This window comes from Flexivirga sp. G2 (assembly GCF_055397625.1).
Map to the genome: position 1 here is coordinate 2,012,867 of NZ_AP039675.1, position 18,945 is coordinate 2,031,811.

Annotated in this window: 17 protein-coding genes and 2 tRNA genes; 12 read left to right on the forward strand and 7 right to left on the reverse strand. The window is 62.5% G+C overall.

The genetic code is table 11. The features are described from left to right. Positions 1 to 2: 2 nt before the first annotated feature. From ACZ50J_RS09740 to ACZ50J_RS09750, 3 genes are read right to left on the reverse strand one after another with little or no spacing between them, the layout of a single operon-like run. On the reverse strand, positions 3 to 344 hold the full coding sequence (locus ACZ50J_RS09740) for a hypothetical protein (protein WP_464301078.1): 342 nt from the start codon (positions 342 to 344) through the stop codon (positions 3 to 5). Continuing rightward, positions 341 to 613, reverse strand: a complete 273-nt coding sequence (locus ACZ50J_RS09745; protein WP_464301079.1) for a hypothetical protein — start codon at positions 611 to 613, stop codon at positions 341 to 343. Before ACZ50J_RS09745 ends, ACZ50J_RS09740 begins: the two co-directional genes overlap by 4 nt. Then, the gene (locus tag ACZ50J_RS09750) at positions 613 to 852 is read right to left on the reverse strand and encodes a helix-turn-helix domain-containing protein (protein ID WP_464301080.1); all 240 of its coding nucleotides are present in this window, start codon (positions 850 to 852) and stop codon (positions 613 to 615) included. Before ACZ50J_RS09750 ends, ACZ50J_RS09745 begins: the two co-directional genes overlap by 1 nt. A 109-nt stretch (positions 853 to 961) precedes the next feature. Between ACZ50J_RS09750 and ACZ50J_RS09755 the strand changes: the two genes are divergently transcribed. Next, positions 962 to 1,228, forward strand: coding sequence for a helix-turn-helix domain-containing protein (locus tag ACZ50J_RS09755; protein WP_464301081.1), 267 nt, complete (start codon positions 962 to 964; stop codon positions 1,226 to 1,228). Between the two features lie 6 nt (positions 1,229 to 1,234). Here ACZ50J_RS09755 and ACZ50J_RS09760 read toward each other — a convergent pair whose 3' ends face one another. Beyond that, positions 1,235 to 1,465: a hypothetical protein gene (locus ACZ50J_RS09760; RefSeq protein ID WP_464301082.1), complete on the reverse strand. Its 231-nt coding sequence runs from the start codon at positions 1,463 to 1,465 to the stop codon at positions 1,235 to 1,237. Between the two features lie 193 nt (positions 1,466 to 1,658). On the opposite strand from ACZ50J_RS09760, the gene ACZ50J_RS09765 reads away from it, so the two are divergent. Continuing rightward, complete coding sequence (locus tag ACZ50J_RS09765; protein ID WP_464301083.1) at positions 1,659 to 2,060, forward strand: hypothetical protein; 402 nt, start codon at positions 1,659 to 1,661, stop codon at positions 2,058 to 2,060. Here ACZ50J_RS09765 and ACZ50J_RS09770 read toward each other — a convergent pair. Beyond that, positions 2,031 to 2,573 (reverse strand): winged helix-turn-helix domain-containing protein, encoded by a 543-nt coding sequence (locus ACZ50J_RS09770; RefSeq protein WP_464301084.1) that lies wholly within the window; start codon positions 2,571 to 2,573, stop codon positions 2,031 to 2,033. The two genes, ACZ50J_RS09765 and ACZ50J_RS09770, sit on opposite strands and share 30 nt — an antisense overlap. 52 nt (positions 2,574 to 2,625) lie before the next feature. Between ACZ50J_RS09770 and ACZ50J_RS09775 the strand changes: the two genes are divergently transcribed. The 10 genes from ACZ50J_RS09775 (at position 2,626) to ACZ50J_RS09820 (ending at position 16,090) form a co-directional block, all read left to right on the forward strand. Further along, entirely contained in the window at positions 2,626 to 2,757 is a 132-nt protein-coding gene (locus ACZ50J_RS09775) for a hypothetical protein (RefSeq protein WP_464301085.1), read from the forward strand. Between the two features lie 313 nt (positions 2,758 to 3,070). After that, a tRNA-Gly gene (locus ACZ50J_RS09780) sits at positions 3,071 to 3,143 on the forward strand. Between the two features lie 24 nt (positions 3,144 to 3,167). Beyond that, a tRNA-Val gene (locus tag ACZ50J_RS09785) sits at positions 3,168 to 3,242 on the forward strand. A gap of 188 nt (positions 3,243 to 3,430) precedes the next feature. After that, positions 3,431 to 4,375 carry a hypothetical protein gene (locus ACZ50J_RS09790; protein WP_464301086.1) on the forward strand — a complete coding sequence of 315 codons (945 nt, stop codon included), beginning with the start codon at positions 3,431 to 3,433 and terminating at the stop codon, positions 4,373 to 4,375. 937 nt (positions 4,376 to 5,312) lie between these two features. Then, entirely contained in the window at positions 5,313 to 6,860 is a 1,548-nt protein-coding gene (locus ACZ50J_RS09795; RefSeq protein WP_464301087.1) for a type I restriction-modification system subunit M, read from the forward strand. Next, positions 6,857 to 8,158, forward strand: coding sequence for a restriction endonuclease subunit S (locus ACZ50J_RS09800; RefSeq protein ID WP_464301088.1), 1,302 nt, complete (start codon positions 6,857 to 6,859; stop codon positions 8,156 to 8,158). Before ACZ50J_RS09795 ends, ACZ50J_RS09800 begins: the two co-directional genes overlap by 4 nt. Beyond that, positions 8,158 to 11,502: a type I restriction endonuclease subunit R gene (locus ACZ50J_RS09805; RefSeq protein ID WP_464301334.1), complete on the forward strand. Its 3,345-nt coding sequence runs from the start codon at positions 8,158 to 8,160 to the stop codon at positions 11,500 to 11,502. The genes ACZ50J_RS09800 and ACZ50J_RS09805 overlap by 1 nt, the downstream gene beginning before the upstream one ends. 830 nt (positions 11,503 to 12,332) lie before the next feature. Then, the gene (locus tag ACZ50J_RS09810) at positions 12,333 to 13,442 is read left to right on the forward strand and encodes a DUF4238 domain-containing protein (protein ID WP_464301089.1); all 1,110 of its coding nucleotides are present in this window, start codon (positions 12,333 to 12,335) and stop codon (positions 13,440 to 13,442) included. A 352-nt stretch (positions 13,443 to 13,794) separates the two neighbouring features. Further along, a complete protein-coding gene (locus ACZ50J_RS09815; protein ID WP_464301090.1) occupies positions 13,795 to 14,409 on the forward strand; it encodes a recombinase family protein in 615 nt (204 codons plus the stop codon). 262 nt (positions 14,410 to 14,671) lie between these two features. Beyond that, on the forward strand, positions 14,672 to 16,090 hold the full coding sequence (locus ACZ50J_RS09820; protein ID WP_464301091.1) for a toll/interleukin-1 receptor domain-containing protein: 1,419 nt from the start codon (positions 14,672 to 14,674) through the stop codon (positions 16,088 to 16,090). Between the two features lie 494 nt (positions 16,091 to 16,584). Here ACZ50J_RS09820 and ACZ50J_RS09825 read toward each other — a convergent pair whose 3' ends face one another. Continuing rightward, entirely contained in the window at positions 16,585 to 17,496 is a 912-nt protein-coding gene (locus tag ACZ50J_RS09825; RefSeq protein ID WP_464301092.1) for a hypothetical protein, read from the reverse strand. Between the two features lie 635 nt (positions 17,497 to 18,131). Further along, positions 18,132 to 18,572 (reverse strand): helix-turn-helix domain-containing protein, encoded by a 441-nt coding sequence (locus ACZ50J_RS09830; protein WP_464301093.1) that lies wholly within the window; start codon positions 18,570 to 18,572, stop codon positions 18,132 to 18,134. Positions 18,573 to 18,945 lie beyond the last annotated feature (373 nt).

Sequence of the window (18,945 nt, forward strand, 5' to 3'; positions counted from 1 at the left end):
ACTCAGGAGGCGCAGGCACGCCAGATGCCGTTGCGGCCGTAGCGGCGGCGCTTGCGTGTGGAGTGGTAGTCACCGACCCACTCGATGTGGCGGGCAGCTGCCCAGCCGCCCATGACGGCCCCGATGACGTTGGGGTGGTGCGGCTCGACGTGCACGCCGTCGGCGTCCATCAGCTGGTCGACGAGGCGGCGCACGTCCTCAGTGGTAAAGGTGGCCGTCGACTTGGTCAGTTGCGTCAGGGCGCGCTTCACGTAATCGCCGTAGCCGCGGTGGGGAGCAGCGTCGGCGGCGAGCACGTCGGCCTGTCCCTGCGCGCGCAGTTCCCGTCCCGTCGTGGCGGTCATGACGCCGCCCGGGTGGATCGCGCCCACTGGCGACCGGTCGTTGCGCGTGCCTCGGTGCCGTCCGCGGATTCCGACTGCTCGGGGGTGCGTTCGTAGAGGGCACGGATTTCCGCGACGTGGTCGTCGGTGAAGAGACGGACCCGTTGGCTGAGGCGCACGCACGGCCAGGAGTCCTTGCGCGCCATGACCTTGGCGTGCTCGGGGGTGATCTTGAAGTAGGCGCTGATCTCCTCGATGGTGTGCAGCTCTGGCTGCTCCGTGATCTCCATCAGCTCGCCTCCTGTTGCTCGGCAGCGGCGGCAATGTCGCTGACTCGGACGCCGGCGATGTCGGCGAGAGTGACGAGTTCGAGGTAGGTGAAGGGGCTGTGTCCGCGCAGGCGGCGCATCAGTGTGGTGAGGGGGATTCCGGAGCGATCGGCAGCCTCTCGGCGGGAGATTCCCGCATCTGTGAGAGCCTTACCCATCACGGCTGCGACACGGCGGGAGACGAGCTGTGCTGTGTCCATGTGGAGCACATTAGTACCCACGTGGACACAATGCAAGCGTTTCGAATTACATCAGTGTTGTTTCCGTCTCAGGTACCCCATGTGTCACAGATGGGTTACAGTGCTCCACATGGACGCACGACAACGCAGCATCTGGTCCGACCAGCTCGCTGCCACGATCCGCGCCGAACGATCGGCCGCAGGTCTGACGCAGAGCGAGATGGTCACGCGCACAGGAATTGCGCGCTCGACCTACGTGCGCATGGAGAAGGGCGAGCGGGTTGCCGACATCACGCAGATCGGACTGATCTGCCAGGCACTCAAGCTTCCGCTCTCAACCTTCATGCGCCGCGTCGAAGAGCGAGTCACTCAAGTCGACGACGCGGTCATCGATTGATCTTGCTCAGTTGATCGCCGTTCGCGCCAGCAAGCACAGGGCGCGAGCGGCGATCTCTTCTGCGCTCAAGCTGGCACGATCCGCGATGATCAAATGTTCCGAGGCGACGACCAGGACGCCGGCGCGCCCCGGCGCGTGAGCGACAGTCCACCCCTGCGCGGCGAATCCCGCGAGCGGATCGTGCAGGCCGATCTCAACGTCCCGATCGACAGCCACAGTGACGGTTGCAGCGCTCACAATTTCCTCAATTTCCCCTGGGTCGTGCAGTGATGACCTGCCGAACGTAGGGCGAGTGCGCAACCTTCGAACACCGTTCTGGCCGAATGAAACTCGATGCGTTTCGTAAAGGGCTGGTCAAGTTTCCCGGAATGGCGCGGGGTTACTTACGAGTCACCCCTGAACTATCGTTCAATCGCCGTATGCTGTGCGGATGTCCCCCCGCGCAGAGCCGAAGCCGCGGCCGGCTCTGCCGAAGCTTCAGGGCAACTTCATCACGCTGATGGAGACGGTCCAGTGGCTCGACGAAGATCGCGTTGAGCTGGCCCGGTTCACGCGCACCTCGTTTGCGCGCGCGATGACCGAGGCAGGGTTTCCGATGACGTTTCAGTACGTCACGAAGCTGATGCGCGGTCAGGTGAAGGATCCCTCCGCGCTGTTCATCATGACCGCCGCCCGCGTGTTCAGCAGGGGCGCGGCGCCCGTGCTGGTCTCGCCGATGTTCTTCCTCGACCAGCGCGACGCCTCACAGACCACTAGACGTCTGCTGGAGCGCAACGAGATCCTCGAGCGCGACCTCGTGCGGCTACGACTGGGGAGGCAGGCCCCCGCGTAGCGGGTGCATCTCCAAGCGGACGTAGACCGGCTCGGCGCCCTCGGTGCCAGGGTCAACCTTGTGTTGCTGGATGAGCTGGATCAGTCCCTCTGCGACGGCGCGCAGGCCGTCGGGGGTCAGTGTCGGGGCGCCGTCGATGCTCGCCGCGGCGTCGTTCCACGCGGCCCACTCGGCGTCACGGCGACACTTCGACCACGCCCGTGCCTGCGACGCGGCGCGGTGGTGCATGGCGTCTTCCATCAGTTCGGCCGCGTCCGCCTGGTCGTCGCTGTCGGCGTCGTCGCCGACCTGGATCGGGGCGTAGGTGGGGACCCAGCTGTCACCGTCGTGAGCCACCAGGCCCACATCGAACAGCTCGGCCATGTGAAACTCGGCAGCCGCACTGTCGACGCTGGCACGTCGGGCGATCTCATCGGTTGACAATGGAGAGGCCACGAACAGCACATCGAGGATGGTCAACCGCGTAGGGTTGGCTGCGGCTTCCAGTCGACGAGCGTCGGCTTGTGCTGTCATGCCGTCAGCGTAGTGCTGACGAATCAGCACGGAAGCCGATAGGCTGATATCCATGAAAGCAATCGCCTTGACTGTGGCCGCCGCAGCGCTCGCGCTGGTCGTCACCACCCCGGCAGCTCACGCAACGACCTCGATCCGTGGAGCGCACACGAACGGGCCAATCATCTGCTCGTACTGCCTCTGATCTCCGGTTCGTAGAGAGCCTCCGACACTGCCCGTGTCGGAGGCTTTTCTCATGCCCGGCCGTATCCCCTAGGGGATGAAACTCGGCTCAACTCGCCCGTTTTGGTCGGTTCGGGGTCCATGGTCGGTGTCGGGAACCGTTGGGAACACTGCTATCGTCCTCTCAACGAGGTTCACAGTTCGGGTTCAAATCCCGTCTCCACCTCGCAAACCTGGACTGGTGAAACGTCCCGAGAGGGCCGTTTTGGAAGTTGGGCAGAGTGTCGGATAGAGTTCACACTCGTTGCCCCGGCTGACGAAGTCAGGGTTTACAGGCGGACATAGCTCAGTTGGTAGAGCGCAACCTTGCCAAGGTTGAGGTCGCCGGTTCGAGCCCGGTTGTCCGCTCTGCGGTCGCTTGTATATCGCTTTGGACGATTGGCGCAGCGGTAGCGCGCTTCCCTGACACGGAAGAGGTCACTGGTTCGATCCCAGTATCGTCCACCAGCACGAAACAGCCCCTGACCTGCGGAAACGCAAGGTGAGGGGCTTTTTCGTTTTGCTGGCGCCCTACGAGTGCCCTACTTCGCACGTTGGGCGGAACGCTACGTTCCGTCCGAGGTTTGGGGTGACACTGGCCGTCGCGGGTTTCATCGGGAGCGCCAGGCGGGTCGTCACCAGAGGGAGGAAGCTCCATGACAGACAAGGGCTGGTCGGCCGACCCGGCCGACGTGTTGCGGTACAGGGTGGTTCGTGCACTCGCCGAATCCGAGGGGCAGGCGGGACAAGCGGATGTGCTCGCGCGCGAACTCAACGCACAGCCGCAAGAGGTCGCAGCAGCCTTCGACCGTCTGATCGGCGATGGGTACGCGACGCCGGTCGATTCCGGGAGCGCCGGAACGTCCTACACCGAGGACGGACGACTGACCAGCGCAGGCGTTCAGTACGCGGGCGAGATGAAGATCGCTATCGCGTCGCCGCGGCAGCAATACCGCGCGGCCACCGCGGCCATGCTCGACTGGCTCGCGGACGCACCCGGCGAACGGGTCACCAGCACTCACGACCTGCACGACGACCCACGCGGTTCGTTGTTCGGCGAGCCGTTCACGCCAGGAGTGCTCACTGATGTCGGCCGGACGCTGAAAGAGCACGAACTCATCAAGGGCACGGGCACCGCGCAGGGGCCGATCCTCCGGCCATCCATCACCACGTCTGGAGAGATGGTCAGTGAGCGGTTCGGGGGCAACCTCATCGCCTGGCAGGCGTCGGCTGCCGCCGGTGCGGGGGCGATCAACATCAGTGGGTCGACCTCGGTGAACGTGGCCGCGAACTCGCCTTGGGCACATCAGAGTGCGTCAACCGTGACGGCAGAGGAGCGACGTCAGCAGATCATCACTGTGGCGGACGCACTGGAACAGATGACCCCGTTGTTGAGCCTGAGCCCGACCGACGACGTCCGGGCCGGTGAGGTCGTCGCCGGACTGCGCGAGATCGCCCAGACACCCGGAGCGTCGGACGGGCGGCTGGGTGATCTCATGCAGACGGTCCGGGGGTTCGGCCTCAGCGCGGCCAGTGGCGCTGCTGGGACCGCTCTGGTCGCTCTCGTCGAGACGGCGGGCCACACGCTCGGACTCGGTTGACCCTGCGTGCATGAAATTAGTCCGTGGTGATTGGGGTATGGCTTGCCGCCCACCACGAAGTTGTAGATGACTGACATGTGTGACTCTTGGCCGTTGATATATCCAGTCAAGAAGCAAGCATGTGAAGCCGAACTCGTCAGAACCGAATTGGTGCATGCGCTGAACCCCAGTCGCTTTCGCAGTCTCGGATTGTCCGAGCGCGGCCTCGGTCCACTGGCAGATCGTGGTGGCCTGATCGACGGTTCGTTGAGGGCAGTCCGGTGCCTCGGAAGAGTCCTTGGTCGTAGATGGGCACGTTTTCACCATGTCAAGGACAGTCGGCGGCAAGGTTCGCCCCGGCGGGTGTGGTGCTTGAAGAGCCCCTGCATTGACTGCTCCCGGCGATGCCGAGCCGTCTCTTAGTGTCACGACAATTATCAGCCCAATGATGACGACAAGGGCGATGCCCGCGGCCAGCAGAGCCCACCGCTTTTGGGAGGACAGCCGCTGTTCCGGGACCATGAAACGCCATCATTCCGGCGCAGACGGATATGACTCCGGAGGCTGCCACCCTTTCGGCGGGACCCAACCCTGCGGACTCGGTGGCCATCCCGTTGGCGGGCTGAAACGCATCTTTCGTGACATCAAGGAACCGCCTCCCTTGAGCACCGTGCAGGACGGCAGCAGACGTCTACTGTTCGGTGATCGCTCGAATTCGTTAGTGCGCTACACAAGACCGGGACAACGACCATGGCGCTCGGCTGGTGCCTGTGTGGCTGCCGAGATCGTAGGCACGCCGTGGACGTGCCTCAGCCGGTATCTCCCAACAGCGTGGATCGCAGCACCCGCGACGGCCAACAACGACAACGGCATGCATGAGCCGCGCATCGAGAGACAGGCGACGGCTCTCTCGGGGTAGCTCCCAACGAGATGGCACGCTCGTCGATAGCCTTCGGTCATGAAAGCAACTGACCTTGCCGGAGTCCGGTCGACGCTGTGGGCGGCCGCCGATGAACTGCGTGCCAACTCGAAGCTCACACCAGTGCAGTACCGGAACCCGGTCTTGGGGCTCGTGTTTCTCGCGTACGCCGAAAATCGGTTTGATGCGGTCCGCGAGCAAGTCGAGGCGGCGGCGACGGACAGGAACCCGGCAACGATCGCCGATTACAAAGCGCGGTCAGTCCTCTACGTTCCGGAAGAGTCGCGACTCTCTTACCTCGTCGGCCTCCCCGAGGGCGACGACATCGGCAAGGCCGTGGATGAGGCCATCAGAGCGATCGAGACGGCTAACCCCGAGCTCAAAGACATCCTGCCGCGCGGATACCAGAAGCTCGAACGGTCTACCTTGATTGACTTGCTCCGGCTGTTCGCTCCCTTGCCGACTCAACTCGGAGGCGACGCCTTCGGATTCATCTACGAGGACTTCCTATCCCACTTCGCGGCCCAGGAAGGTAAGGGCGGTGGTGAGTACTTCACGCCGTACTCGATCGTCCGTCTCATTGTGGACATCCTCGAGCCGTTCGCCGGCCGCGTCTTCGACCCTGCGTGTGGGTCGGGCGGCATGTTCGTTCAGTGCGCGAAGTTTGTCGAACGGCACCACGAGTCCGCCGCGCGTGAACTGTCCATCTTTGGCACCGAGAAGACTGACGACACGGTGCCGTTGGCCAAGATGAACCTAGCTCTGCACGGGTTGTCAGGAGATATCCGCCAAGCCAACAGTTACTACGAGGATCCGCACCATGCCGTCGGCGCGTTCGACTACGTCATGGCCAACCCGCCCTTCAACGTCGATAAGGTGAAGAAGGATCAACTCGCCGGGGACAAGCGGTTCCCATTCGGGATTCCAAAACCTGACAACGCGAACTACCTCTGGATCCAAGAGTTCTACGCGGCCCTCGGGCCAAAGGGTCGTGCCGGCTTTGTGATGGCGAACTCGGCGGGGGACGCGGGCCATTCGGAGAAGGACATTCGCAGGCAGTTGATCGAGTCTGGGACGGTCGACGTGATGGTCGCGATCAGTTCCAATTTCTTCTATACCGTCACTCTGCCGGTGACGCTCTGGTTCTTCGACAAGGCCAAGGTCGGGACCTCACGCGAGGACACCGTGCTATTCCTCGATGCCCGCCACCTGTTTCGCCAGATCGACCGTGCCCACCGCGATTTCACCGCCGAGCAGGTCGAGTTCCTAGCAAGCGTCGTGCGGCTGTACCGGGGCGGGGAGGTTACGACCGAGGGCAGTAACGCGCTTCTCAAGGCAAACTTTCCTGACGGTACCTACGTTGATGTCGCCGGCCTCTGCAAGGTTGCCACCCGCGCAGAAATCGAGGCCCAAGGCTGGAGTCTCAACCCGGGCCGCTACACAGGCTCTGCTGCCGTTGAGGAGAACGACGAGGACTTCAACGCGAAGCTCGAAGAACTCTATGAAGAATTCACGTTTCTCAGCGACGAGGCAGATGGGCTGAGATCGAAAATCGATGCTGCCGTTACGGGGATGCTCGACCGATGACGCGCTGGCGACCCGAGACTCTCGGAGACCTCATCGACGTGAAGCACGGATACGCCTTCAAGGGTGAATTGTTCGCAGAGGAGGGCGAGAGACTGGTTCTAAAGCCGGGAAACTTTCCAGTGGGAGGCGGAATTCGCCTCCGTCCAGGCAAGGATGCCTACTACACGGGCGACTACCCTCCGGAGTTCGACCTAGAGCCCGGAGACTTATTGGTCGTGATGACCGACCTTACGCAGGCGGCACCGATTCTCGGGTCGCCGGCGTTCGTGCCGGATGGCACAGCCATGCTCCACAACCAGCGATTGGGGCTCGTGCGGGTAAAACCCGGTGTTGACGTCGATCGGCGATTTCTCTATTACACGATGCTCTCGGATACCTCGCGAAGTCAGATCCGGGCCACCGCAACGGGAGCGACCGTGCGGCACACGGCTCCGGAGCGCATCTACCGGGTCGTCATCGCTGTGCCAGATCTGCCCGTGCAGGAGATCATTGGAGACGTGCTCGGTTCCATCGACGACTTGATCGGGAACAACCGACGGCGTGTGGCGGTGCTGGAGGAGATGGCGCGGGCCGTCTATCGGGAATGGTTCGTGAACTTCCGCTACCCCGGCCATGAAAACGTCACCCTCGTCGACTCGGCGCAAGGCTCGATCCCGAAGGGGTGGACGTGGGGAAGGTTGAATGATCTTGTACGAATCGTCAAGGATTCGGTGGATCCCTCCACGCTCGCGGCGGACACTCCCGCAGTGGGGCTGGAGCACATTCCCCGTCGGCAGATCACCCTCGATGACTGGGGTGCAGCGCGGGATCAGGGCAGCCGTAAGGCGTTGTTTGCCAAGGGAGACATCTTGTTCGGGAAGATCCGACCGTACTTCCACAAGGTGAGCGTTGCGCCCGTTGATGGCATCTGCTCGACTGATGCCATCGTCATTCGGCCAAGGGAGACTCACTGGGGCGAGGTTGTCATGGTCGTATCCAGTCCCGAGTTCGTTGCTTACGCAACACGGACGTCGAACGGAACTAAGATGCCCCGTGCCGACTGGAAGGTGCTTGGCGACTGGCCGGTCGCGGTCCCACCAGACCAGATCGCTCAGAAATTCTCCTCTCTTGTTCGCGACGAGCTCGAACTGGCCGAGCACCTCATGCTCGAGAACAGGCGACTTATCTCCCTTCGAGACATGCTGCTGCCGAAACTCGTGACCGGCCAGATTGACGTTTCGATGCTCGATCTGGATGCGCAGCCTTCGCCAGGCTCAACCGGCGATGGCCCGTCGATCGCCCGGGGCGCGGTGGCGTGATGGTGCCTACGGGTCCTGAATACTCGTACGTGGAGAAGCCGAGCATGCAGCTTCTCGAGACGATGGGCTGGACACCGGTCGACGCCTTCAAGGAGATCCTGGGGCCAGCCGGCACCCTCGGACGTGACTCGCAGCACGACGTCGTGCTCACTCACCGCCTGCGTTTCGCGCTGCGGAAACTCAACCCGGAAGATGTGCCGGACCTCGCGATCGACGAGGCGATCGATGCGCTGACGAAGGACCGATCGGTGATGGGTCGAGTGCGGGCGAACCGTGAGGTATACGACCTGTTGCGTGACGGTTACCAGGCCGATTGGACCGACGACGGCGGCGAGAAGCAGACTGCCACTTTGCGGTACCTGGATCTGAAGAACCCCGCGAACAACGATCTGCTGGCGGTGCGGCAGATGTGGGTCAAGGGTCGCTTGCACAGTCGCCGGTTGGATGTGGCGTTGTTCGTCAACGGTGTGCCGTTGGTGCTGATGGAGTTCAAGGAGCCGAACGAGCCGGTCGCTTCGGCATACGACGACAATCTGACCGACTATCGGGACACCATCCCGCAACTGTTCATCCCGAACTGCTTCGTGCTGCTCTCCAACGGCAGCGAGGCAAAAGTCGGCTCGACATACTCACCGTGGGCATTCTTCAACGACTGGAAGGTGATCGACGCGGTCGGCACGCGAGGTGCCATTGCCTTGGAGACCGCGCTTCGGGGAACCTGTGCCCCGGCCATCCTGCTGGACCTGCTGGAGAACTTCGTCGCGTTCATGGAGAGGCCAGGCGGCCTGATCAAGGTCCTGGCGCGGTCCCACCAATACCTAGGAGTCAACGCCGCCATCGAGAACCTGCATCGGGCACGTGCCGAGCAGGACAAGCGACTTGGCGTGTTCTGGCATACCCAAGGGTCCGGGAAATCCCTGTCGATGCTCTGGTTCACCCGGAAGGTGCTGCGGCAGGTGGCTGGCCGGTGGACGTTCGTCATGGTTACCGACCGCACTGAGCTCGACACCCAATTGCACGGCGAGTTTGTCGACGCGGGCGCGATCCCGTCGGAGTCGAGGGTTCACGCGGACTCGATCGCGAACCTGCGGGAACTCCTCGCTGCTGACCACCGATACGTGTTCACGCTGATCCAGAAGTTCCAACCCTCGAAGGCCGCAGGTGAGCGGGACATGCCGGTGCTGTCAGCCCGGTCCGACGTCATCGTCATCACGGACGAAGCTCATCGCAGTCAGTACGACACGCTTGCTCTCAACATGCGGCGGGCACTTCCCAACGCCTCGATGATGGGCTTCACAGGGACGCCCCTGATCGCTGGCGAGGAGCAAGCCACCCGCCAGCAGTTCGGCGACTACGTCAGCATCTACAACTTCCGCGACGCGATCGAAGACGGCGCCACGGTGCCGCTCTACTACGAGAACCGCATCCCGGAAGTTCAACTGATCAACGCGAATTTTTCCGACGAACTCGATGAGCTCCTCGAAGCCGCCGAAGTCGACGACGTTGCCGAGGGTGCCTTGGCTCGGCAGTTCGGCACCCAGTACACATTGCTGACCAGGCCGGAGCGACTCAAGACGATCGCGAAGGACCTGGTCACGCACTTCGTCGGACGAGGCTTCTCGGGCAAGGCGATGTACGTCGGTCTCGACAAAGCCGCTGCCGTTCGCATGTACAACCTTGTCCAGGACGCCTGGGCCGAGCATCTGGCTGACCTCCGTGCGCGGCATGACGCGTTGCCCGAACTCGAACGCCCTTGGCTTGCATCACGGATCGAGCTCATGGAGTCGACTGATATGGCGGTCGTCGTCTCTCAAAGCCAAAACGAACTGAGGATGCTGGACGACCAGGGTTTGGACATCCGTCCGCACCGCGAGCGGATGAACCGCGAAGACTTGGCCGAGAAGTTCAAGGATGCAGATGACCCGCTGCGGATCGTGTTCGTTTGCGCGATGTGGATGACCGGGTTCGATGCGCCGAGCGTATCGACGGTCTACCTGGACCGGCCGATGAAGAATCACACCTTGATGCAGACCATCGCTCGCGCCAATCGCGTGTTCCCGGAGAAGGACAACGGGCTCATCGTCGATTACGTCGGCGTCTTCAGGGATCTGGAAAAGGCACTTGCCATCTATGGTGCGGCTGGCGAAGGAGATGCGCCCATCGAGATCATCGACGCTCTCGCCGTCGAACTCGATACCGCCGTTGACGCCATGGTGGCGCTCTGCGCGGATGCCGGTGTCGACCTCATCGCCATGCGGGATGCTGAAGGCTTTGATCATGTTGCTCGGCGCGATGCGGCCGTTGAAGCGCTCCTGGTCGACGAGCAGACCACGGCTGACTTCCAGGCGCAGGCACGCCAGGTACGCAAGCTCTTCAAAGCCCTGCTGCCCAACCCTCAAGCGGCCGCGCAACAACGTACCGTCGCGGCCATTCGCGTGGTGGCTGAGCGCATCGCGGAGGTGACGAAGCCGCCAAAACCTGACATTGGGCGAGTCTCGGATGCCGTAGACGCACTGCTCGACCGTTCTGTTGGGGCCGAGGAGTACGTGATCCGCGCCGCGGCCGAGGGAGCACATCCAGATCCGCTGATTGACCTGTCGTTGATCGACTTCGAGGGCCTCGCGAAGAAGTTTGCTGGTCGGAAACGCGCGGAGACAGACCGCCTCGCCCAGTTGCTGCGTAGGCAGGCTGTCGGGGCGGCCGAACGAAACCCAACCCGCTACGAGCTCGTCGAGCGCATCGAGCAGTTGATCGCTGACTACAACGCGGGAAGCGTCAACATCGACGAGTACTTGAGGCGGCTGATCGAGCTCTCCAAGACACTGACGGAAGAGGAAGAGCGCGGCGTACGCGAAGGGCTGTCTGAGGAGGAGCTTGCCATCTTCGACCTGCTGACACAGCCGGATCCTGTTCTAACCGCCGACGAACGGGAGAGGGTGAAGGCGAGCGCAAAGCAACTGCTGGAGCGCTTGCACGACAAGCTTATTCAGGATTGGCGCCGCAAGGTCGCCAGCGCCAACGACGTGAACAGCACCATCCGCCGCGTGCTCGACGAAGGCCTCCCCGCAGAGCCATACACGGTCGAGGTGTTCGCGTCGAAGGTCCAACTCGTGTTCGACCACCTCCTCACCGCCTATGGCGATAACGGAGACAGCGCCTATGGCGGTCAGATCGATTTCCAGCATGCAAGGGGGACACGCGTCGAGCACATCGGCCACATCGACGTGGACCGGATCAGTGACGACGTCGTGGCACGCATCCATTCTGATCCGATCTTTGCGGTCGAAGTCGCTCAACAACTTGACGCAATGCCACGAGCGGACGGCCAGTTACGGTCCGAGTGACACTTCCCAATCGACACTTGTGACGGACTCGGTGGAATGCTGGCCTGCTGTGGTGGTAGGGGTTCCTCTGACGAACACGTCAACCGATCTCGGTAAGTCCGGCGAGTCGATTCGCGTCCGCGACCTGTTCGAGCAAAGCACGGCGCCGCACACAATAGAGCGGCCGATGGAGCGGCCGATTGGGGTGCGCACGACGGCTACAGCGTCGGCCGGTAAGCCGCGCACGGCGAACCAGGGGGTGCGCGGGACTAGCAATGTGTGGTGCGTGAGCAAGTCGACGAGCAGTGTTAATGAGGGGCGGCACCGCTGCCAAGTTGGCTCACACGCCGCCTCATTTCGTCACCGGTTTTCATCCTGGTTGGCTGGCTGAGTCGGGTCGGTAGTCGGGTCGTACGCAAATTTGTTGTGCCAGGGCTGATCCGTGCTGCACTGCCAGGCGAACACGTCGAGGCCGTCGCTGGACGTCCCCGTCTTGACCTGGCGCAGCGGCGCTCCACACGCAGTGCATCTGTACTCCATGAATTGCAACCTCTCATACCCGCGTGCTGCGGGGAAGGACTCACACGAACGGCAATTCCGTGGATCTTGGCGCCCTGTTCGCTTCACCAGGAGTCCGGGCGACGTACGAGGTCGGGGACAGCGGACCCGGATCGCTACTTGTCCGTCGCCGATCTGCGTGAAGGAGATCGATCTTCTTCATGGACTACAGACCTATCGGCTGTGTCTCTCTTACGCTTTGAGTCGTCGTGAGTGTCGTTCGCTGCGAGAGTCGCGGTGGCCAGGGGGAGGCCCACGACCCACCGCAATGCGAAGCGAGAGGGTAATCACGTATGGCCGACGATGCCTGGGGCAATCTGCCGGAGGACGTCAGACGGGTACTTGAGAGCGCACGGCGAAACGAACTTGGCAGCCCACCGCGTAAGCATCACCTAATTCCTGCCTCCTACCTGAGGAACTGGGAGGAAGAAGGCCGGATTCGGGTTACACACGTCGACGAGGACCGTCGAACCTATTGCACGGCTGCCGCGAAGGCTGCGCGAGAAACCGACTACTACCGCTTGGAAGCGGATGGTCTCGACAATGAGCTGGTGCCTCCGCTGCTTGCCGAGACAGTACTGTCTGCGATCGAGGGATGGGCGGTTCCTGCAGTCGCTCACCTGCGTGAACACGGGGCACGAGGCATACCTGGTGATCTTGCGGCGAAATTGGCGCTCTTCCTGGGGGTGCAGACAACCCGTGGCGAGTCGTTCCGAAACGACAATCGCACCTTGATGCATGAGATGTTCGTCTTGGAGCACAAGGACTTGAGCGACGACGGCATCCGATCGTTGCTCTTCGAGAGAGGCATAGACGCCTCTGACGCTGGGGTTGCTCGGGCGCGTGCCGCACTCGAACAGATCAAGAGCGGGGACATGCGGCTTGTCCCTCAAGACCCTGCGATGACGTCGATGGCACTCGAGATCGCATTTGAGATCGGCGAGACCTTTCTTGCGCGGGGTTGGATGGTCTACCGAACCCCGAAAGTTCTAGTCACTTGCGACGAACCGGTCGTGACGGTCGGAGGTCCTGGCTTCTCACGAGAAGAACGTGCTGGCTTGGCAACCGCCAAAGTCATCCTTCTTCCGCTTGGTCCGGAGTCGCTCCTCGCGATGTTCCGCCCGGACGTGAAGCCAGAAGGGCCAAGTGAGTTGGACCTGCACGAAGTCGCGGAGGTAAATCGAGAGATACTGGCAAACACGAGCCGATGGGCGTTTGAACGACCATCCCGGCGCGCCACGCTCGGCCTGCGGGTGCCGCCACCCGCTCGCCCCTTCACGACCGAGGGTCCATTTGTAGTGGAGCACGGCGACGAAGAGCGCCACATCTATCGGAACTTCAAACCGACGCGATGGGCGGCGGAGCCCGATACCCCTTGGCCGGTGGCCAGACTCTTCGGCTAGGACGTCTCACTCCTCTTTGCAACGTCGAAGCAGTGCCAGCGTTCGAGGCGAGTCTCCCGGTCGTTGCGTCTGATCGCGCCGGTAAGGGAGGGGTTGCCAGCACGGAACTGCTGGCGGCCGCAGAGGTATCCGGTGCGCGAGCGGTCCGCTCGGGCTGGGTAGAGGTCGGTGGGCGTTGACAGCAGCACTCGCGACTGCTTCCAGCAATCGCCCCTGTGTGTTCATCAGGGGTACTCCCTAGCAGGACATCCGGCCGGTCGCCCAAAAGTGTCCCAATAGGATTTCTAGGAAGACATCCGGGACACTAACGCCCTAATATCTTAGAGGTCATAGGGACATTGAAGGGGCGGTCATGGGTGAGCTTGTTGGCTACGTGCGGGTCAGCACCATCTCGCAGAACACGGCGAGACAAGATCATGCGCTCGTCGAAGCGGGTGCGACGAAGGTGTTCACCGACCGCGCCAGCGGCAAGAACACGGGTGGGCGACCCGAGTTGGCCCGATGTCTGGACTATCTGCGAGACGGTGACGTGCTCGTCATCTCGTCCATGGATCGCCTGGCGAGGTCGTTGCCAGACTTGTTGTCCATCGTCGCCGGGCTCACCAGCGACGGGGTCACCGTTCGGTTCCTGAAGGAGGGCGTAGTCCTATCACCCGAGGGCGTTGACCCGATGTCGAACCTCTTGCTCAATCTCCTGGGCGCGGTGGCGCAGTTCGAACGGGAGCTGATCTTGGAGCGGCAGCGCGAGGGGATCGCGCAAGCGCGTGCGAGGGGTGCGTACAGAGGTCGCAAGCCGACCGATCCTGAGAAGATCGACAAGGTTCGCGAGCTCGTTGCAAATGGAGTTCCGGTTGCGCGGGCGGCTCGCCAGGTCGGTGTTGCGCGGAGTGTCGTATATCGGGCGAACGTCACGGCGAAAGATCAGTTGTCGCGTCTGGTAGAGGACCAGGCACAGGCGCCCTGCTGAGGCGGTCGAGCCGGCGAGTCTTTCGGAGTGGAGTCGCAGCGTGCGTTCTTCACGCACTTTGTGAACTGTGCGTCGTCATCAGAGGCCCCAGTCATGACACCCGCACACTTGCCAGCCGCGAGGAGCGTAGCGCTGAACAATACTTGAGGTCTCCCGAGCGGGCGCGGGATCCCGCCCGTGGGCCGCCCGGCCAATGCCATGAGCGTCTGCATGTTCTTGGCTTCTGCCGACCTTGCGGTGGACCTGGACTTACGCTGGCCAGGTGCTCTACGACGTGTTCGTCTCTCACGCGAGCGAAGACAAGGACGCCTTCGTCCGGCCCTTGGTCGAGCGGCTACGCGAAGCTCACATTGAAGTTTGGTATGACGAGTTCAGCCTGAATGTCGGCGACAGTCTCCGTCGCTCGATCGACCGAGGCCTCGCTCAAGCACGCTTCGGCATCGTCGTGCTAAGCCCTCACTTCTTTGCGAAACAATGGTCCCAATGGGAACTCGACGGGCTCGTTGCAAGGCAGAACAGCGCCGAGCGCGACGTCATCCTCCCTGTGTGGCACAACGTGAGCCGTGGCGATGTGCTTGCCTATTCACCGCCGCTGGCCGACAAGGTGGCGACTCTCTCGTCCGAGGGACTGGACGCCGTCGTCGTCAGGTTGGGCAAGGTCATTCGACCGAAGGGGTCGTCCCTCGTTGAGGCGCGTGAGTACCTGATTGAGCAGGGTTGGGGGAACCCACCGGTGATCTCTGACGACTGGTGGCTAGATATGGCGGGTGCGGCCGAGTCAAACGCGGACGGCTCAGCGATGGGTTGGGGCCGTTGGGGCTTCCCGTTGCCTCCGTGGAGCGACGAGGCAGAGGCGCGTGGCCGCCGAATCGGGCAGGCCGCCCTGCAGGAGTCGTGGATGGCGGCAGCCGCAGACCAGCGGATAAGCCAGGTGACGCCGCCGGAGAAAGTGCACGAGTTTATACGCTCGCATCCCGGTCTGCTCGACACTTGTCTGAAGCACACGACCTACGCCATTCAGTATGCGCCGCAATTGCTCATCCCTGGCTTCGGCGGTCCGCTCGAAGACGAGATTGACCGGCTTTACCAGATCGCAGCGGCCGACGAACCCGATCGCAGGGACGAGGCAGACCAGTTCGCGCTCAGAGCCCCGGACTTCTGGAGCATGGACCCGTCGCTAGTGGCATGCCACTACGTGCAGGGCGCCCTCATGGGGCCCAGCACGTCCTTCTACGAGCAGATCGACATTGCGCTGTGGCTGCTCTCAGACGCAAGCAGGTGGTTACCTGCCTCCGTTCGTGAGTTCCTGACTCAGGGGATGATCGAGTGGGCCGTCTGGCCGTGGCACGAGCACCAAAGGCGATACCAGTACGAGTTCGGCTTCGTTGACAGCGAAGATACTGGTGCACTGTCCGAGCGAATCTACCAAGCGCGTCGTGCGGGGACGCTGCGAATTACCCGCGCAATACGGGCCGATATGGAGCACCGCTTCGGGTTCACGGCACGACTGTTGGGCCTGCCTGAAACTGGTGGTGAGCTTGCCAACCGCTTCCTAGAAGCGAAGTTCATCGAAGGTTGGTTCGAGGCCCGCGATCGGCACCGCGTCAAGTTCACGGCTAAAGATTCTGCTGCCGTCCCGCAAGGGAGACATCTAGCACTGCCACCCACGGTCAAGCCGTAACAGGATCGTCTGGGGGACGTCCTGCTGCGGCTGCCCGCAGCGTCGACGGCGACGCGGGCAAGTACAAGAGATGATGTGTCCGTCTGATGGTGTCCTACATCGGCTCCGAGGCGACGACGGCTTTGAGTTCTTGCCCATGTAGGAGCGTGTGGTGCGGGTTCGACGAGTACAGTCCGACTGCGCGCGGCCGGGCACGATTCCAAACTTCCAATCGATACTTGCGACGGACTCGGTGGAGGAGTCTCTGGAGTGGTTGCGGGAGTTCCTCCGATGGCTTCGGCCACATCCTGACAGAAGCAGTCGCTCGACTTCGGCGCGCAAGTCGGCGCGAACGTGCTTTCGACGGTCGAGTCCCGGTCTTGACGTAGCGGTGCCGATATCGGTAATCCCGCTCGACGAAGATCGTGGTCGAGGCGACTAACTCCGCCGCGACGACAGCACCGTCGAGACTGCTGCCCTGGCATGACGGCACGGGAAGAATATTTCCAGTTGCATCAGAGCATGCCCGCCTGGCGCTGTGCGTTGTACCACTCCACAGCCCGAGGGTCGTACTTCGCGTTCCCGGGGCTCGGGATCCGACTCATCGGGTCGTACCACGCCGCCGGTACCGCCATTTGTTGCTGCTGCGCCGGGGGAGTCCAGCCGTACGGCTGGTTGCCACCGAGGGGGTTCCAGGAACCGTCCGTGTTGCGCATCGAAGGCTTCGGGGCGCGCACATCCGGCCGGGGAGGCTCGGACATCTTGCCCAACTGGCGCCCGAGAGCGGCCGCACCGAGCATCGCCACGGCTCCGACGACCTGCGCCTCCTTGCGGTTGGTGCGGCACGTCAGGTACCAGACCAGCACTCCGGCCAGAGCGGGGATGGCGCCGAGGAAAATACTGAAACAGATGCCGATACCGGCATCCTCTCCGTGACCGATGATGTGGACCGCCACGGAGAAGACCATGAAGCCCAGGCCGATCAGGGTCCAGGTGACACAGAGGATGAACGTTCCGGCCTTCTCGAAATACCGGTTGGTCTCCGTCGCCGGAGCGCCGTCGTAGCTCCCGCCGACCCACTTGCCGGGCATGGTCGCCGCGCCGAGCAGGCCCATCGTCGAGCCGCCCACTGCCGCTCGTTGACTGACCGTGCCTGCCACGTAAGCCGCCTTGACGCCAGGGGTGAACTGCGGGGTGCCGGGGAACTTCTCGGACCGTGGCGCGTACTGCGACCTACCCTGCTGTTGGGCATCCCAGCGTTGCTGTTGGGTGGTCGCAGAGTAGTCAGTCTCTAGGACTCGGTCTGCGGTGCGCAGCACGCGTTCGTCACCGAGGAACTGTTGGCAGCCTTGAGCAGCCTCGCCGAAGATGGGGCGTGATCGGAACTGGGGCAGCGGCGCTGCGGCATTTTCAGGAATGTCGGCCATTGGAGGTCCTTTCGGTGCGAGTCTGTTGAGAACTTGAGCCAGTTGCGGTTTCGGGCCGAGCTGAATGTCTTCGCATGGACGGGCTAGGCGTGGCACTCGATCTGTATGTCGTCGCGCGCTGGCGCCGCTGACGGGATGCGGGAGCCGTTCATCTTGTTCTGGATCCCCCAAACGCCGCCGATACGCCTGCCAATAGATACACCCTCGGCCCGACCAGCGCCTCAATAATTGGGAACTCCGCCCGGTGCGAGGTCCACGAAGACCCGGGGGCTGGTAGCGCAATCTGATTGGCGCCGTGCAGGTGCTGAGGATTGCCAGGCTCGTTGTAAGTGGAGTTCCGGTGGCGCGGGCGGCTCGCCAGGTTGGTGTTGCCCTGAGTGTTGTCTATCGGGCGAACATCAGCGACCAAGGGTAGATGTCGCGGGTAGCGGACGGCGAGGCAAACGTACTCGACTGAAGCGTCGGGGAGGACGGCTTGCGGCCGGTGACCCGTCACGGAGGGAAGGGTTGCTGGTATGTCGATGAACGCAGGCGAAGCCCTCGCCCGACCGCGCGAGTATTGGACCGATGCTGCACGCGACACGAAATTTCGGATCGTTGAAACCCGCACGACGGGTGCGCCCTGGAATTCGGTGTCACACGGCAATGGCCGGGATAGGCCGCATCAGCGCATCGAGGTCGGATGCCCTGATGCGCACCGTGCGACTGCGGCCGACTCGGTAGCCGACGAGGTCGCCTCTCGCGATGATGAGCCGGACCGTTCTCGTGCTGCAGGAGAGACGCTCCGCCACTTGAGCTTGTGATAGCCACTGGGCAGCGGTATCGGCGGAGGTTTCACGAGGTGTCTTCGGCATGCCCCAATTATCATCGATGTTCTCCGACCCGTCAAACTTAGCCGGTCTAACTAAATACCCGTTTTGAATCATGAATAACCCATGGAAATGATCATGGATCAGACCGCGATCGGGCTGGCGGATGAAGGGGTTCCCACGGTGACGAGAAATATTCTTCTTCGTCCACGACGGCCGCTGCGCTTGCTGGGCCATGGCTCCGGGGTGCTGGGGGTGCGTACCCATGGGTGAGCCTTAGCCATGAGTGTAGTGAGCCTGTTCTATACAGATTTTTAGAGGTATTACCTCTTGAGGTCTCTCTCTATACCTCTTACGTACTACTCAGGGCTAGGGCTGCCCCAGGGGTACGCACCTAGCGGTACGCACCAGAACGACCGCGCTCCTTGCGCCTGCGGTAGCCACATGGACCTGGACTCAAGAATCACTCTTTTCGCTCTGGGAAACCGAACCCCGGCATGGGTGGAGGAATCTCCGCACCCATGATTCAGCCCCGTCCGAGAATGGTCAGCAGCGCTTGGAAGGACCAGCGCGACGGGCATATGATCCTCGAAAGAAAATGCCCCCCACAGTGCGATGAACACTGCAGGGGGCGTTGCCT

What these genes read in the sequence shown, in the direction of transcription:
- ACZ50J_RS09755 (WP_464301081.1), top strand. Translation starts at nt 962, where the DNA reads ATGGACGCACGACAACGCAGCATCTGGTCCGACCAGCTCGCTGCCACG.
- ACZ50J_RS09825 (WP_464301092.1), bottom strand. Translation starts at nt 17,496, where the DNA reads ATGGCCGACATTCCTGAAAATGCCGCAGCGCCGCTGCCCCAGTTCCGA.
- ACZ50J_RS09745 (WP_464301079.1), bottom strand. Translation starts at nt 613, where the DNA reads ATGGAGATCACGGAGCAGCCAGAGCTGCACACCATCGAGGAGATCAGC.
- ACZ50J_RS09830 (WP_464301093.1), bottom strand. Translation starts at nt 18,572, where the DNA reads ATGGGTACGCACCCCCAGCACCCCGGAGCCATGGCCCAGCAAGCGCAG.
- ACZ50J_RS09770 (WP_464301084.1), bottom strand. Translation starts at nt 2,573, where the DNA reads ATGACAGCACAAGCCGACGCTCGTCGACTGGAAGCCGCAGCCAACCCT.
- ACZ50J_RS09775 (WP_464301085.1), top strand. Translation starts at nt 2,626, where the DNA reads ATGAAAGCAATCGCCTTGACTGTGGCCGCCGCAGCGCTCGCGCTGGTC.
- ACZ50J_RS09790 (WP_464301086.1), top strand. Translation starts at nt 3,431, where the DNA reads ATGACAGACAAGGGCTGGTCGGCCGACCCGGCCGACGTGTTGCGGTAC.
- ACZ50J_RS09805 (WP_464301334.1), top strand. Translation starts at nt 8,158, where the DNA reads ATGGTGCCTACGGGTCCTGAATACTCGTACGTGGAGAAGCCGAGCATG.
- ACZ50J_RS09750 (WP_464301080.1), bottom strand. Translation starts at nt 852, where the DNA reads ATGGACACAGCACAGCTCGTCTCCCGCCGTGTCGCAGCCGTGATGGGT.
- ACZ50J_RS09800 (WP_464301088.1), top strand. Translation starts at nt 6,857, where the DNA reads ATGACGCGCTGGCGACCCGAGACTCTCGGAGACCTCATCGACGTGAAG.
- ACZ50J_RS09815 (WP_464301090.1), top strand. Translation starts at nt 13,795, where the DNA reads ATGGGTGAGCTTGTTGGCTACGTGCGGGTCAGCACCATCTCGCAGAAC.
- ACZ50J_RS09765 (WP_464301083.1), top strand. Translation starts at nt 1,659, where the DNA reads ATGTCCCCCCGCGCAGAGCCGAAGCCGCGGCCGGCTCTGCCGAAGCTT.
- ACZ50J_RS09740 (WP_464301078.1), bottom strand. Translation starts at nt 344, where the DNA reads ATGACCGCCACGACGGGACGGGAACTGCGCGCGCAGGGACAGGCCGAC.
- ACZ50J_RS09795 (WP_464301087.1), top strand. Translation starts at nt 5,313, where the DNA reads ATGAAAGCAACTGACCTTGCCGGAGTCCGGTCGACGCTGTGGGCGGCC.
- ACZ50J_RS09810 (WP_464301089.1), top strand. Translation starts at nt 12,333, where the DNA reads ATGGCCGACGATGCCTGGGGCAATCTGCCGGAGGACGTCAGACGGGTA.